General features: G+C 65.8%; 12 protein-coding genes and 2 pseudogenes. 4 read left to right on the top strand and 10 right to left on the bottom strand.

Annotated features, from left to right (window positions below; all coding sequences use genetic code 11):
* Positions 1 to 32 precede the first annotated feature (32 nt).
* Positions 33 to 1,292: a cysteine desulfurase-like protein gene (locus VAE54_RS06040; protein ID WP_322801044.1), complete on the top strand. Its 1,260-nt coding sequence runs from the start codon at positions 33 to 35 to the stop codon at positions 1,290 to 1,292.
* 12 nt (positions 1,293 to 1,304) lie between these two features.
* Here VAE54_RS06040 and VAE54_RS06035 read toward each other — a convergent pair whose 3' ends face one another.
* Both VAE54_RS06035 and VAE54_RS06030 read right to left on the bottom strand, forming a co-directional pair.
* A complete protein-coding gene (locus VAE54_RS06035) occupies positions 1,305 to 1,868 on the bottom strand; it encodes a Uma2 family endonuclease (protein ID WP_322801043.1) in 564 nt (187 codons plus the stop codon).
* Between the two features lie 83 nt (positions 1,869 to 1,951).
* On the bottom strand, positions 1,952 to 3,160 hold the full coding sequence (locus VAE54_RS06030) for a class I SAM-dependent rRNA methyltransferase (RefSeq protein WP_322801042.1): 1,209 nt from the start codon (positions 3,158 to 3,160) through the stop codon (positions 1,952 to 1,954).
* Between the two features lie 136 nt (positions 3,161 to 3,296).
* Here VAE54_RS06030 and VAE54_RS06025 point away from each other — a divergent pair, with 136 nt between their 5' ends.
* Positions 3,297 to 4,943: an ABC1 kinase family protein gene (locus tag VAE54_RS06025; RefSeq protein ID WP_322801041.1), complete on the top strand. Its 1,647-nt coding sequence runs from the start codon at positions 3,297 to 3,299 to the stop codon at positions 4,941 to 4,943.
* A gap of 240 nt (positions 4,944 to 5,183) precedes the next feature.
* On the opposite strand, the gene VAE54_RS06020 is transcribed toward VAE54_RS06025, so the two are convergent.
* The 7 genes and pseudogenes from VAE54_RS06020 to VAE54_RS05995 all read right to left on the bottom strand — a co-directional run bounded on the left by VAE54_RS06020 (position 5,184) and on the right by VAE54_RS05995 (position 11,328).
* Positions 5,184 to 5,399, bottom strand: coding sequence for a hypothetical protein (locus tag VAE54_RS06020; protein WP_322801040.1), 216 nt, complete (start codon positions 5,397 to 5,399; stop codon positions 5,184 to 5,186).
* Positions 5,400 to 5,666: 267 nt separating this feature from the next.
* Entirely contained in the window at positions 5,667 to 6,686 is a 1,020-nt protein-coding gene (locus tag VAE54_RS06015; RefSeq protein WP_322801039.1) for a tyrosine-type recombinase/integrase, read from the bottom strand.
* 320 nt (positions 6,687 to 7,006) lie between these two features.
* Positions 7,007 to 7,411, bottom strand: a complete 405-nt coding sequence (locus tag VAE54_RS06010; protein WP_322801038.1) for a hypothetical protein — start codon at positions 7,409 to 7,411, stop codon at positions 7,007 to 7,009.
* A gap of 96 nt (positions 7,412 to 7,507) precedes the next feature.
* Positions 7,508 to 7,693, bottom strand: a pseudogene (locus VAE54_RS14565) (helix-turn-helix domain-containing protein); the annotation flags it as partial.
* A 65-nt stretch (positions 7,694 to 7,758) separates the two neighbouring features.
* On the bottom strand, positions 7,759 to 7,908 hold the full coding sequence (locus VAE54_RS06005) for a hypothetical protein (RefSeq protein ID WP_322801037.1): 150 nt from the start codon (positions 7,906 to 7,908) through the stop codon (positions 7,759 to 7,761).
* Positions 7,909 to 8,071: 163 nt separating this feature from the next.
* Positions 8,072 to 8,716 (bottom strand): class II aldolase/adducin family protein, encoded by a 645-nt coding sequence (locus VAE54_RS06000; protein WP_322801036.1) that lies wholly within the window; start codon positions 8,714 to 8,716, stop codon positions 8,072 to 8,074.
* 218 nt (positions 8,717 to 8,934) lie between these two features.
* Complete coding sequence (locus VAE54_RS05995) at positions 8,935 to 11,328, bottom strand: TIM-barrel domain-containing protein (protein ID WP_322801035.1); 2,394 nt, start codon at positions 11,326 to 11,328, stop codon at positions 8,935 to 8,937.
* A 127-nt stretch (positions 11,329 to 11,455) separates the two neighbouring features.
* Between VAE54_RS05995 and VAE54_RS05990 the strand changes: the two genes are divergently transcribed.
* Together VAE54_RS05990 and VAE54_RS14560 are read left to right on the top strand one after the other, a co-directional pair.
* Positions 11,456 to 12,778, top strand: a complete 1,323-nt coding sequence (locus VAE54_RS05990) for an MFS transporter (RefSeq protein ID WP_322801034.1) — start codon at positions 11,456 to 11,458, stop codon at positions 12,776 to 12,778.
* 28 nt (positions 12,779 to 12,806) lie between these two features.
* A pseudogene (locus tag VAE54_RS14560) lies at positions 12,807 to 13,004 on the top strand (nucleotidyltransferase family protein); the annotation flags it as partial.
* Between the two features lie 132 nt (positions 13,005 to 13,136).
* Here the strand turns inward: VAE54_RS14560 and VAE54_RS05985 are convergent.
* Complete coding sequence (locus tag VAE54_RS05985; RefSeq protein ID WP_322801033.1) at positions 13,137 to 14,024, bottom strand: carbohydrate ABC transporter permease; 888 nt, start codon at positions 14,022 to 14,024, stop codon at positions 13,137 to 13,139.
* Position 14,025 lies beyond the last annotated feature (1 nt).

Genomic DNA, 14,025 nt, shown 5'->3' with positions numbered 1-14,025 from the left:
CCGAAGCCCAATCCCCTATGGGAGGTCCCGCGATGGCCACCGCGGAATGGGTCTGGGAGATCCGGAAGGAGTTCCCTGCCCTCGGGCAGGAGATCGAGGGGAAGGTCCCGGTGTTCCTGGATGGCCCGGGAGGCTCCCAGGCGCCCCAACGCGTGATCGAGGCGATGGCCCGGGCCATGGTGGAAGCGAACGCCAACACCCATGGGGCCTTCCCCACCAGCCGACGGGTCGATACCCTGATGGCGGGGGCCCGACAGGCTGCTGCCGACCTCCTCGGCGCCTCGTCGGAGGAGATCCTCTTCGGCCCGAATATGACCACGCTGACCTTTCAGATCAGCCGGGCGATCGGCCGGCTGTTGCGCCCCGGGGATGAGATCGTGGTCACCCGGCTGGATCACGACGCCAACGTCGCGCCCTGGCTGGCCCTGGAGGAACAAGGAGCCATCATCCGCTGGGTGGATTTCCACCCGGAGGATGGCACGCTGGACCTGGAGGGGCTGGCCCGGGCGCTCTCCGAGCGCACCCGTCTGGTGGCCGTGGGCTATGCTTCCAACGCTCTGGGAACGGTGAACCCGGTGCGCCGCATCGTTGAGATGGCTCACGCGGTCGGCGCCTGGGTCTACGTGGACGCCGTCCACGCGGCGCCGCACCTCTTCATCGATGTGCAGGAGCTGGGCTGCGATTTCCTGGTCTGCTCCGCCTACAAGTTCTTCGGGCCCCATGTGGGGGTCCTGTATGGCCGAAAGGATCGGCTGATGGCGCTCCGCCCCTATAAAGTGCGCCCGGCACCGGATCACCCGCCCGAGGCCTTTGAGACGGGGACGCAGAACCACGAGGGGCTGGCCGGGCTGATCGCCGCGATCGAATACCTGGCGGACATCGGCCGGCGCTTCGGAAGCCCAGCGGACCCCTCCCGGCGGGCGGCGATCCGCGCGGCGATGGGAAAGATCCGGGAGCACGAGCAAGCGCTGTGCGCGCGGCTGCTGGAAGGACTGGAGGAGATCCCCGGCCTCACGGTCTACGGCATCCGCACGATGGCGCGCTGGGCGGAGCGGGTGCCGACCGTCTCTTTCCGGATCCGGAATCGGCATCCCCGGGAGATCGCGGAGGCGCTGGGGCGAGAGGGAGTCTATGTATGGGACGGGAATTTCTACGCCCTGGGCGTGACCGAGCGCCTCGGCGTGGAAGGGCAGGGGGGGCTGGTGCGCGTGGGCGCACTGCATTACAACACACTGGAGGAGATCGATCGGTTCCTGGAAGCGCTCCGCCGGATCACCGTCCACCGCGTGTGATCCGCCATCCGCTTACCCCAGGATTTCCGCGACGGGGAGGGCGAGGTCGGGGAAGGCGAGGGGGGAAAGGACTTCGCCCCGCCGGGCGATCCGGATCGCCCGATAGCCCTCCGGGGAAGGATCCCGCCCCACCACCACCTCCCCCCGGGCCAGATCCACCACCCAGGCCTCCGGAATCCCCGCCCGGCCGTAAAGGGGAAGTTTGTGCTCCCGATCGTAATCGGCGGAGGACTCCGCCACCTCGATGACCAGCAGCACATCCGAAGGCCCGGGATGGGCGGAGGCATAGAAATCCGCCCGCGGCCGCAACAGCGCCAGATCCGGCTGCGGCTCCGAATAAGGACCCAGACGGATGGGGTTCTGCACGCTCACGATCCCCTGCCCCTTCGCCTGCAGGGAGAACAGTCGATCCAGCAGACGGTTTACTGCACCTGCGTGGGCGCTGGAGATCGGTGGCATCTCGCGGATCGCTCCCTCGATGAGTTCCACCCGTTCGTCCTCCCTCAGGATACCGGCCTCGGCCAGCCGGTGATATTCCTCCACCGTGAACCGGCGCAGGGGAAGCGCCACACCCATCCCGGCCTCCCTTCTCCATCGTTGCTGTTCCCATTTTATACCGGAAGGCTCCGCATGGCGCGGCATGACGTGGCCCGGGCGCTTCACCAGACCCGGCAGATCAGGCCTTTGAGATATTCGGATTCGGGGAAGGAAAGGCGGATGGGGTGATCCGGAGCCTGGGAGAGCTTCTCCAGGATCTGGACCTCCCGTCCCGCGTCCTCGGCGGCGGCGAAGACGATCTTCTGGAAGAGCTCCGGGGAGACCAAGCCCGAGCATGAGAAGGTGATCAGCAAACCGCCGGGGCGGATCAGGCGCAGGGCCTGGAGATTGATGTCCTTGTAGCCGCGGGCCGCGCGGTTCAGGTGGGCCTGAGCATAGGCGAACTTGGGGGGATCCAGGATCACCGCATCGAACCGCCGCCCCGCGGCGGCGAAGCGCCGCAGCACTTGAAAGGCGTCCCCCTCCACGTTTTCCACCCGTCCTGGATCGAAGCCGTTCAGCCGGATGTTTTCAAGGGCCAGTTGCAGCGCTTCCCCCGAGGTGTCCACATTCACCACCTGTCGAGCTCCGGCGGCCAGGGCATAGACGGCGAAGGCGCCGGTGTAGGAGAAGGCGTTGAGGACTTCCTCCGCGCCGTTGAGATAGGCAGCCGCCCGGTGACGGTTCTCCCGCTGATCGAGATAGAAGCCCGTCTTGTGCCCCCGCAGCAGATCCACATAGAAGCGAAGCCCATGCTCGGAGATGATGAGCCGGTCCGGCGGGGCCTCGCCCACGAGGAGCCCGCATCGGGGCGGCATCCCTTCCTTCTCCCGCACCTCCACGTCGCTTCGCTCATAGATGCCCCGGGGCTGGAACTGCTCCTGGAGCAGGCGAACGAGGAGGGGCTTCCAGCGTTCGATCCCCAGGGTGAGGGACTGGAGAACCAGGAAATCGTTGTAACGGTCGACGATGAGCCCGGGCAGCCCATCGCTCTCGGCGAAGACCAGGCGATAGGCGGTGGCGCGCTCCTCCAGGCGCAGGGCCTGGCGGGCCCGGGCCGCCCGCTCCAGGCGCTGCCGCCAGAAGGATGTATCGATCGCCTCCTGGGGGTCCCAGGTGAGCAGGCGGACCAGGATCTGGGAGCGGCGGTTGAGATAGCCTCGGGCGAGCCATTCGCCCTCAAAGGTGAAGACCTCCACCAGGCCGCCATCCTCCACCAGGCCCTCCAGACGGCCCAGGGCTCCCGAGAAGATCCACGGGTGATGGCGGCGGACCGGCCGGTCGTGTTCGGGTTTCAGGTAAAGACGGGCGGATGGGCTGGGAATCTCCATGCGGGACTCCCCGAGGCAGGGATCTCTTCCCTATTTTCCCCTCGATGTCTTTGTTCAGGCAGCCGGCGCGGAGGTTGCCCCCTGCTCCCCCGCTGGTCCACAATTCAGGGACACCGGGAACCGGAAGGGGGATCCCATGGCCTATACGCGGTTCCTCCAGGTGCTGGGCTTCGCCCTGCGATTGCTGATTCATATCGTGGTGTGGGAACTTCTCCTGCGGCGGCTGCGCCCCTCATGGGTTCGAGGGACAGCGCCCCGGCGCTATCGGGGCTGGGCGGCGGCGTTCCGGGATCTGGCGGTGCAGCTGGGCGGGGCGCTGATCAAGCTGGGCCAGTTCCTGAGCGCGCGGGTGGATCTGCTGCCGGATTTCGTCATCGAAGAGCTGGCCCAGCTCCAGGATGAGGTGCCAGCGGAGCCCTTCGAGCGCATCCGTCCAGTGATCGAGGCCGAGCTGGGGGAACCCCTGGAAGTCGCCTTCCAGTCCTTTGAGCCTGAGGCCACCGCCGGAGCTTCCCTGGGGCAGGTCCATCGGGCATGGCTTCCGGATGGAACGCCGGTGATGGTGAAGGTGCAACGGCCGGGCATCGAGCGGCTGCTCGCCGCTGACCTGGCCGCCCTGACCGCCGTCGCGCGGATCCTCTCTCTCTATCCGCCCCTGCGCCGGCGGGTCCATCTGGATCGCCTGCTGCAGGAGTTCGCCCGCACGCTGGCGATGGAACTGGATTACATGGCGGAGGCCCGGTATGCCGAGCAGTTCGCCTGGAACTTCGCGGACGATCCGGGCATCCGCATCCCGCGGCCCTTCTGGTCCCATATCCGGCGGCGGGTGCTGGTCCTGGAAGATGTAGCGGCGATCAAGATCACGGACCTCGCCGCTATGGAAGCGGCGGGTATCTCCCGGGGGGCCGTCGCCCGGCGGCTCTACCAGACGTATCTGCGGCAGATCTTCTACGATGGCTTCTTCCATGCGGATCCCCACCCCGGCAATCTCTTCGTGGAGCCCATGGAGGGCGGGATGCCGGCCGATGAGGGTCGTCCCTTCCGACTGACCTTTGTGGATTTCGGCATGGTCGGGCGGATCTCCCCGGAGGCCCGCCGCTGGCTGCGGGAGGCGGCCATCGGTCTGGGAACCCGGGATGCCCGGCGGATCGTCCGCGCCATGCATGCCCTGGGGTTCCTGCTGCCGGGAGCGGATCTGGAAGCGATTGCCCAGGCGGTGGAACGCCTGCTTGACCACATATGGGGCCTTTCCATGGCGCAGCTGCGGGAATGGTCCCTCCGGGAGGCGAAGGTGCTCTTCCTGGAGTTCCGCGAGCTGCTGCTGCGCTTCCCCTTCCAGATCCCCCAGGAATTTCTGCTGCTCGGGCGCACCCTGGGGTTGCTGGCCGGGCTGGTCACTCGACTGGATCCGGACTTCAATCTCTTCACCGAGGCGGAACCTTTTGCCCGGCGTCTGCTGGAAGAGGAGGCACCTTCTCTGTCCGAGCAGGTCTTCGAGATCCTGCGCCCGCTCCTGCGGATCCCCCTGGATCTGGGGCGCTTCCTCGAACGGTCCCTGGCGGGGGAGATCCGCTGGGAGGTGACGTTCCCAGAGGCCCGGGAGACGCTGATTTTGATCGCGGAGGGGTTTCAGCGACTGGTCTGGCAGATCACCGGGTTCGTGTGGGTGATGCTGGCGCTGTTCGCGTTCGCGAACCAGCAGGTGACGCTGGCCGGGGTGCTGTTCGGGATCGGGGGGTTGTGGCTGCTGTGGGGGCTCCGCCCGCTGCGGCGGCAAAGGTGAACAACACGGATATCCCCCCGATCAGGAGGCATTTGAAACCGGAAAAATTCGTGATAGAGAATAACCGATGGATCCCGGCGGCTGAGGATGACCCCATCCGGCTCCCGGAGGGTCTCAGCGATTCGATTCTCCTGTTCCCGCATCTCCGGGTGTTCCTGGATAGGAGACCAGCGCTCCGCGGTCAGACGGATCCGGCGGCCCGTGAAGTCCAGGAGCTCCCTCATCCGGGGTCTCCTGGATTCAGGAGGGTCGAGGGCCGGTCTGCGGCCGCTCTTCCTCCTCCAGCCATGCATCCAGGGCCGTGCGCAACGCCAGCAGGGTTTCCCGGCGGGCGGCGCGCAGATGCCGCCAGAAGCCCTCCGGGAGCATCGCCTTCATGGCCTCCTGGAGCTCCCGGGAAGCCGCCCGCAAATGGGTCCGCGCCTCCTCTGGCCATCGCTTCCGCGCCTCGGCCATGCGCCACCCCCTGGAAGTTTTTCAGGCCATGTTCATTTTGACCGGAAAACGGAAGTCATGCAAACCCGTTCGGCCAGCGGTTTCCGGCGGCCGAAATCTCCTGTCATCCTTTGCCGACCGGCATCCTCTCCTCGAAACGCAGGGACTCATCGAAGGGGCCCGTGTAGCCGCATGCGCCCACGCGCGGCGAGTTGACGATGGGCATTCGCTTTGGCGAACGTCTCGCCGCACAGGAAGCATGATGGGCTTCCCTTGGATAGATCTGGATCATGGATCCGGCTCCGATCCTTCGAAGGCCTGGCGGTGGACCGCGCGGAGCCGCTTCGGAGAGACCCGGGCGTAGCGGCGGGTGGTGGTCGGGGAGGCATGCCCCAGCAGATCCTGAACCGCGGCCAGATCGCCCGTGGCCTCCAGGATCCGCGTGGCGAAATAATGGCGGAATTGGTGGGGCGTGAGGGCTTCCTCCAGGCCAGCCTCCCGGGCCAGGGCCATCAGCGCCCGCCGAACCCCCTCCGGGGTCAGGGGTCGCACGGCATCCCCCGCGCCCCGATCGTGCCGGGCAAACAGCGGCCGGTGATCCACCGCCTTGCCCCGGGCTCCGGCATCCCGGGCCTGCAGATAAGCCTGAAGGGCCTGCACAGCGGCGCGATCCAGGAACGCCAGTCGCTCTTTCCCACCTTTCCCGTGACGCACCCACAGGATCCCCTGAGCGGGGTCAAAATCGCCCCGCCGGAGAGCCACCAGCTCGCCCACCCGGATCCCGCTGCTGCGCAGGACCAGGAGCAGGGCAAGGTCCCGGAGGCGGAGCAGTTCCTTCCGGCGGGAGCGCGCGGCCGGCCGGGAGCGGGCTGCCCGGAGCAGCGCCTCCAGCACCTCCTCCCGGGGGAGCCGGGGCAGGGGAGGGGAGGGCCGCCCCCGTTGCGATCGCAGCTCCCGTACCAGCCGGCGGGCTTCCTCCGCCGGCAGCCTCCACAGGCCTTCATCCAGGAGGAAGTTCACCCAGCCCACCAGGGCCGCCAGATAGGTCTGGCGGGTGGCCGTCGGCAGCGCCCGGCCTTCCTCCCGGTATCGTCCCTCCAGATAGGTGATGAAATCCCGCACGATCCCGGGGTCCAGATCTGCCGTCGTGTGCTGATCGGGATCCACATTCAGCGCCGATAGATATTCCAGGAAACGCTGGAGGGCGGTTCGATACGTCTGGATCGTGCGGGGACGCCGGCCGTAGCGGACGGCCAGGCCCTCCAGGAAAGCCAGCACCGCGCTGCGCAGGCCCAGCGCCTCGGTCATGGGTCCCCCCTGGAAGCGCTCTTCAGGCTCCGGCTCGCGCCGCCCGCAGGCCGTTGGCGACCGCGAGGAGGGAAGGGTAGACGAACCATCGACCCTCGAAGGTTTCTTCCATCGCGACGTCTCCTCCGTCTTGGGGCTTGCTAGGATCGGCCCGGGGAATCTCCTGGAGCGATCGCCCGCTCTATTGTAAACCCGCAGCAGGGCGATCCAGGGGACGAACGGGGTGGGGTAGGCCGGCGGGGGTCCTGGGTTCCGTGGCAATTTTGATTTGTTTAACATACCTTATGCCAATCATATAGAGGCCTCATGGCGAACGCCATCTACACCGCGTCCTCCCCCCGCACATAATCCTTTCGAATGCGCTCCAGCGCCCTCATGATCTTCCGATTGGCCTTTCTCCCTCGCACGTTCAGATATTCCGCAAGGGCCTGATGCAAACAGAGAAAATCATCCAGAAGCTCCTCAGGCTCCACGGATTCCTCCATGGGCGAAAGCGAAACCAGCTGCACCCCCAAGAGCGCGAACACCAGATGGAAAAAGCGCGGATCCGCCGCCCCCAACCACCCCAGCCGGCTGTAAGAGGTCACCAGCACCGCTCGAAACGCTCTCTCCCGGGCCAGCAGCAGAAGACGCTGAAGCCCCACCCCCAGCTGATGGCCGCGCTGCAGATCGTATTCCTCATACACCACCGGATAGCCGATCTCCGATGCGGCCCGCCGGAGCATCCGGAATTGTTCCTGGATCTGTCTATACCGGTGACCGCGCGCATATAAAGCAACGCCGCGGTCCACAGAAGGGTTTGAAACTCCTCGATCCCGCAGGACCTGTAGAATCGACTCCAGCGGATATCGATAGTGTCCACCCGCCGTTCGAACGGCAGCGATCCTGCCCGATTGCGCCCATCCACGCAGACAGCGTTCCGTCACCCGTAGCAGTCGCGCAGCCTCTTTGGGCTTGAAAAGAACATTTTCTAAGATAATTCCAGATAAAAGACGATTTTTGCTCATATATTATCTCTCTTAAATTAAGTTTTGCAAAATATGATGTGTGCTGACAGGCTATGAGGATTCTCTCATGAGGGTTTGTGTTCCGCGGGAGCAAGGGTCCGGGGGGACGTCAGCAGCTCCCGGGTCAGCAGACGCTGACGCAGGGCCTCTACCCACTCCGGGTGCCGGTCCAGCAGGCGAATCGGATCGTTAAAATCCCGAACCGTAAACCCCATCCGGGATCTCCCGCCCCATTTTATTTATCATGGGCATCCTGGGATCCGCCAGGGCATTCCGGCTTTTAGGACCTTTTGCCTTGACGTCGAGGTTTGGGTTCGATCCCCCATGGGTTCCGTGCACACCCCGTCCTTCACGCCGGCTACGGGCTTGCCCTGGGGATTAGCCCGCCGTGACCAGGGCGGTCAGGAACTCCGGGGGCAGCGGCCGGGCCTCCCCCAGCACCCGGCTCAGCAGATAAACTTTCGCCGCATACTCGATCCGCTCCAGGATCACCCAGGCCTCCTCCACGGTCCGCCCCACGGTCACCACCCCATGGTGGGGCAACAGCACGGCATCGTGCTCCCGGATCCACTCCCGGATGGCCAGGGCGTCATCCTCGGAGCTGGGGATCGCCAGCCGGGCGGTCGGCACTTTCCCTACCGTCATCACGACTTCAGGCAGGACCTCGGAGGGGAACGGCACGCCCGCCACGGTGAGGGCTACCGTGAAGGGGGGATGCGCGTGAAGGACCGCGCCGGCATCCGGACGCTGCCGATAAGCCTCCACATGCATGGGCCACTCCGAGGAGGGCATGGCCATGCCGCGCCCGGGCTGGATCACCCGGCCTTCCCGATCGATGACCACGAGATCCTCCGGGCGCAAGCGCCCTTTGCTCCGCCCCCGAGGGGTGATCAGGATGCGCCTTTCATCCAGACGGGCCGAGAAGTTCCCATCGTTTGCAGAGACCAGGCCGCGGGCGTATAGCCGGGCTCCGATCTCCACCAGCGTCTCCCGCAAGCGTCGCTCCCGAATTCCCCATCGCATCCTGTCCGCCTCCGCGATATATGAGTCGAATGAATTCGACCTCCATGGGCCTCCGGCCACCGGCCGGCCTGCGCCGGCCGAAAACATCTTCGCGTCGGCCTGCGCCGACGCGAGGCACGTTAGCGCCTCGCGAGGCCGATTTCCAATCGGCGTGAGCGGCCGACGTTCGACGCGGAGCGCCTTGCGAGGCCGATTGCCCATCGATGCATAGCCCCGATTCATGCGGAGTCGATCTCCACGATCAGCTCCTCAAAGAGAGGGGCGATGACCGTTTGCCCCTCCACCGGAACAGGACGCCCATCGGCGTGGGCACGGGCCGGAGCGACCCCATGGATCCGAAGCCGAAGACCCCCCTCGGGCCACGGGAGATCCCCCTCCCATATGCGGCGGATGCGCAGCACGCCTTCTTCCCACTGCCCGTGGAACCGATCCACCCGATAGGGACCGAAGCCGTCCCCGGCGTCCTGATACAGGATGCCCTCCCCTTCCCCATCGGACGGCCCATACAGATGCAGGGTGAGCCTGTCCTCCGCCATCGGCAGGATGCTTCCTGCCCGGACGAAGACCGGGATGCGCTCCAGAGGGGCTTCTACCTCCACAACCCCCGGGCCGGCGAAGCGCCGATCGCTCCAGAAGTCATACCACTCCCCCGCAGGGAGAAAAACCGCCCGTGAACGCGCCCCTTCCTCCATCACCGGCGCCACCAGCAGGGCGGAGCCCAGGAGAAACAGATCCTCGATCTCCCAGAGGGCTGGATCTTTCGGATCCAGCCAGAAAAGCGGACGCGCGAGCGGAGCCCCGGTCTGTGCCGCCTCCCAGGCCAGAGTGTAAAGATACGGCAGCAGGCGGACGCGCAGGCGGAGAAATTCCCGGAGGATGGAGAGGGCGGGCTCGCCGAAGACCCAGGGCTCGCGCCGCGGTGTGCCCTTCGCCGCATGGTTTCGGAAAAAGGGCATAAACGTCGCCGCCTGGAACCAGCGGACGAAGAGCTCCACGGTCGGTGCCCCGCTGAACCCCCCGATATCGGGTCCCGTATATGGGATGCCAGAGAGACCCAGTCCGAGGACCGTAGGGATCGTCTGCCGCAGCGCCGCCCATGTGCTCTCCGTGTCTCCCGTCCAGTTCCACGCGTAACGCTGGATCCCCGCCCATCCCGAGCGGGTGAGCAGAAAGGGACGCCGCTCCGGGCGCAGCCGTCGTAATGCTTCCCACGCCGCTCGGTTCATCAGCAAGCCATACAGATTATGCGCCTCCCGATGATCCCCTCCCCGTCCCTCCATCGCGTGGCGCACCCCACGGGGGAATGTGGGTTCCCCCCACGCGACAAAGGTCGTGGGTTCGTTCATGTCATGCCAGAAGCCCGCGACGCCCATCTCCACAAAGGATCGATACTGATCTCCCCACCACTCCCGGACTCCCGGATCGGTGAAGTCGGGGAAGACGCACCAGCCCGGCCACACCAGCCCGCGGTAAACGCTCCCGTCCGGCAAACGGCAGAACCGGCTGTGTGCCATCCCTTCCCGATAAACGGAGTAGCCCGGATCCACTTTCACCCCCGGATCCAGGATCACCACCGTTCGGACCCCCTGCCCTTCCAGCTCGCGGATCAATCCGGGGAGATCGGGGAACCGTCGGCGATCCACGGTGAACACCCGGTAACCGTCCATGTAATCGATGTCCAGGTGGATCGCATGGAGCGGGAGATCGTGGTCCCGGAACCCCTGAACCACCGTCCGCACTTCGTCGGCGCTCTCGTAGCTCCAGCGGGACTGATGGAAGCCCAGCGCCCAGCGGGGCGGCATGGGAGGGCGTCCGGTGAGGGCGGTATAACGCGCCAACGCCTGATCTGGAGGCCCCATGCAGACGAAATAGCGCAGCGCTCCCCCCGCGAACGTCAGGCAGGCGACATCCGGCTCGGTCGCGCCCAGATCGAAGATCGCCTCAAAGGGGTTCTCATAGAAGACCAGGTAGCTTCCCTCCGGGCCCAGGCTGAGCCAGAGGGGAACGCTCAGATAAAGGGGATCCGCCCCGGGGCCGTAGCTTCCGCCCGGATCGCGGTTCCACATGCGGTAGATCCGACCCCGCCGGTTCAGGGGAGTGGCCCGCTCGCCCAGGCCGTAGATCCGCTCTTCCGGGCCGAGCCGGACTCGATGGCGCCACGCTTCCCCGGCGCGCGCCGGCGGCTCCTCCTCCCGCCAGATCGTCCCCGAGGGATCCCGAAAGTGGATCCCTCCGTCGGCCCGAATCTCCAGGCGCATCGCCGCGCTCTCCAGGGACCATCCTTCCGCGTGCCTCTTGTGGGAGACCGACGCCTCCGTCAGGCGCTCCCGGACCACCGCGTAAGGCAGCGGGAGGACGCCGGGGGTCCAGGTGAGGCGGACGACGTCGGGGGCCAGGAAGCGAATCTCCAGCTCGGCGTCCGGCCCGGCGAAGCGGGCGCCGTCCGGAAGCGGTTCCATCGTTTCCAGAGGCTTCACCATCCGCCAGGCCGCGGGAACAGCCGGCAGGACTCTGCCTTCCCATCGATCTCGCTCCCGCGCCGCACGCACGGCCCGGAGGGTGGTGCGCAGACCCACGAAGCGGAGGGCCAGAAGGGCTTTCCGCAGATCCATCGGCCGTGGGCTCCCTTTGGATTTCTCGCGCATGCGGATCCCATGATACCGGAAGACGGACGGTTCGCAGAGCGCCCCGTCGCTTTTACAATAGTTCGGCGATGATCGGATCAAGGAGTGCTTGTCCATGCCCTTCCGTTCGGTCTTCCGAAGCCTTCAGGCGATCTCTATGGCCGTGCCATGGTGGCAGGAATCGGCGGCGGGCCGTTCCCGCATCCTGCGCCGGTTCTGGTGGGATGGGGTGCTGGCCCGTCTCTCCGATGCGTTTGTGGTGGATTACGTGCCCCTCTTCGCCCTGACCATGGGCGCTGGACCGCGGGAGATCGGCTGGCTGAATGGCCTGGCCCAGCTGATCTACGCGGCTCTCCTGATCCCGGGGGCCCGCCTGGCCGAGCGCTGGGGCCATCGCAAGGCGCTGGTGATGATGTCCGTAGGCCTCGCCCGCGCGAATCTCTTGCTCTGGGCTCTCATGCCGTTCTTTCTCTCCGGCCCTCCGGCGGTCCGCCTGATCGTCCTCACAGGGGCATTGCGCGTCGGCTTGTGGGGATTGGGATTGCCGGCATGGACCAGCCTGGCAGGCGACTGGGTGCCGCGGGAGATTCGAGGACGCTATTTCGGCTGGCGGAATATCGGCAGCGGACTGGCGGCCCTGGCCGGGGTTGCAGCCGCCGGCGCCATGATCACCGCCCTCGGCGGCGTCCAGGGTTATCAGGCCGCCTTCGCCATCGCTTTTCTGGTAGGGGGGATCGGATGGATGCTGTTCGCCAGCATCCCGGAGATCGGCCCCGGCGTGGTGCGAGGCAAACGACTGCCTCCATGGCGTGAGGTCCGACAACAGCCAGCATTCCTTCGCTATCTGGCCATGGCCGGGACATGGAACTTCGCCGTCTTCCTGGCCGGCCCTTTCTTCAACGTCCACCTGGTCCGGAACCTGAGAGCAGATGCCCGCACGGTCGGCTTGCTCTCCATGGTGTCGACGCTAACGGCCCTGCTCGGCCAGTGGGTCTTCGGGCGCTGGAGCGATCGCATCGGTGCCCCTCGAGGGTTGCTGTGGGCAGGTGTCTGGATCCCTCTGCTCCCATGGGCATGGCTGCTGGCTCGCTCGCCGTGGCACGTCCTCCCGATCAACGCCCTGGCCGGCTTCCTGTGGGCCGGCTTCGAGCTGTGCAGCCTGAATACTCTCCTCGCCTTCTCGCCTCCGGAAACCCGGCCCCGCTATGCGGCCCTTTACAATCTCGTCTCCGGGATATCGGCAGCCCTGGGGGCCGCGACGGGGGGATGGATCGCCGCCGGATGGGGCTTTTATCCGTTGTTTGCCCTCTCGGGATTCGGACGAGCTCTGGCCATCGGCGTCTATCGCTGGAAGGTTCTCCCCTGCCTTTCAGAAGGAGACCTGCAAAAGCCGTCGGGTTCGGAGGGAGATCCATCGGAGCTCGCTCTTTCAGGGTGAGAAAACTGGTGCGTAAGTCTGGGCCTTCGGCTCCCTGGTCCGCGATCCACTGGATGAGCGTTCGGACATCGATCTGGCCGTTGTCGGTCTGGCGGAGCGGGATCTGTGCCGGGCGGTCGGCCAGCTCCAGGCTCTGGACCCCGAATTCCCCATCGATGTGGTGCGGCTGGAGGATGCCTCGCCGTCGCTTCGCCAGCGAATCGAGGATGAGGGAGTGCCGCTGTGAGCGCTCGCTTCTTGCCACTCAGAGGAGAACGATAGGTTCGCCATGCGGCCTGCTCCGCCACAGCCCCACACGTTCGAGGTTTACGTTGCTGAAATGGCCTTCTGCCTGCTCGAACCGTGAGCGCCGGTATCCCTACCCTTCCCGCAGCCCCGTGAGGGCGATGCCCCGGGTGAAATAGCCCTGGAACAGGAAGAAGAGCAGCAGGATCGGCACGCTGTTGAACATCGACCCGGCGAGGACCACCGAGTAAACCGTGTAATATTCCCCTTTGAACCAGCTCAGGCCCAGGGGCAGGGTGAATTTCTCCGGGGAGTTGAGCACGATCAGGGGCCACATGAAGGCGTTCCACTCCCCCTGGAAGGTGAATAGGGCCAGCGTCAGCAGGGCCGGCCGGCTGATGGGCAGGACGATGCGGAAGAAGATCGTGAACCATCCGGCCCCATCGATCATCGCCGCCTCCTCCAGCTCCCGGGGGAGGTTCTTGTAGAACTGGGTCATCATGAACACCCCAAAGGCCCCGGCGATCCCCGGCACGATCAGGGCCATCAGGCTGTCCAGGAGCTTCATCTGACGGATAATCAGAAAGTTCGGGATCAATGTGACCTGGCCGGGGATCATCATCGTGACCAGCATGGCCCAGAAGAGGAGATCCCGCCCCGGGAAGCGGAGCCGGGCGAAGGCATAGCCCCCCATGGCACAGAAGAGGGTGCGGACCACCGCCAGCAGCCCGGCCACGAAGGCGCTGTTGAGCATCCAGCGGGGGAAAAGGTGCCGGAACTCGGTGACCACCTTCAGGTAGTTTTCCAGCGTGAAAGGGATCGGCAGGAGGAATGGCGGCTCATAGAGGTGTGTGAGGGGCTTGAGGGAGAAAACCACGGTCAGGAAGAAAGGCGTCGCAGCGACGACGGACCATCCGATCAGGACCCCGTAGAAGATCGGCTTCTTGATCCGATCCCACCATGCGAACTCATCCCGATAGCGAACGACAGGCTTGGCGGGGGCCATCGCTTCCACAGCCATC

The organism is Thermoflexus sp. (assembly GCF_034432235.1).
GTDB lineage: Bacteria > Chloroflexota > Anaerolineae > Thermoflexales > Thermoflexaceae > Thermoflexus.
This window is presented reverse-complemented; position numbering and strand designations above follow the sequence as displayed.

What these genes read in the sequence shown, in the direction of transcription:
- VAE54_RS05985 (WP_322801033.1), bottom strand. Translation starts at nt 14,024, where the DNA reads ATGGCTGTGGAAGCGATGGCCCCCGCCAAGCCTGTCGTTCGCTATCGG.
- VAE54_RS06030 (WP_322801042.1), bottom strand. Translation starts at nt 3,160, where the DNA reads ATGGAGATTCCCAGCCCATCCGCCCGTCTTTACCTGAAACCCGAACAC.
- VAE54_RS06020 (WP_322801040.1), bottom strand. Translation starts at nt 5,399, where the DNA reads ATGGCCGAGGCGCGGAAGCGATGGCCAGAGGAGGCGCGGACCCATTTG.
- VAE54_RS06000 (WP_322801036.1), bottom strand. Translation starts at nt 8,716, where the DNA reads ATGCGATGGGGAATTCGGGAGCGACGCTTGCGGGAGACGCTGGTGGAG.
- VAE54_RS06025 (WP_322801041.1), top strand. Translation starts at nt 3,297, where the DNA reads ATGGCCTATACGCGGTTCCTCCAGGTGCTGGGCTTCGCCCTGCGATTG.
- VAE54_RS05995 (WP_322801035.1), bottom strand. Translation starts at nt 11,328, where the DNA reads ATGGATCTGCGGAAAGCCCTTCTGGCCCTCCGCTTCGTGGGTCTGCGC.
- VAE54_RS05990 (WP_322801034.1), top strand. Translation starts at nt 11,456, where the DNA reads ATGCCCTTCCGTTCGGTCTTCCGAAGCCTTCAGGCGATCTCTATGGCC.
- VAE54_RS06035 (WP_322801043.1), bottom strand. Translation starts at nt 1,868, where the DNA reads ATGGGTGTGGCGCTTCCCCTGCGCCGGTTCACGGTGGAGGAATATCAC.
- VAE54_RS06005 (WP_322801037.1), bottom strand. Translation starts at nt 7,908, where the DNA reads ATGGGGTTTACGGTTCGGGATTTTAACGATCCGATTCGCCTGCTGGAC.
- VAE54_RS06015 (WP_322801039.1), bottom strand. Translation starts at nt 6,686, where the DNA reads ATGACCGAGGCGCTGGGCCTGCGCAGCGCGGTGCTGGCTTTCCTGGAG.
- VAE54_RS06010 (WP_322801038.1), bottom strand. Translation starts at nt 7,411, where the DNA reads ATGCTCCGGCGGGCCGCATCGGAGATCGGCTATCCGGTGGTGTATGAG.
- VAE54_RS06040 (WP_322801044.1), top strand. Translation starts at nt 33, where the DNA reads ATGGCCACCGCGGAATGGGTCTGGGAGATCCGGAAGGAGTTCCCTGCC.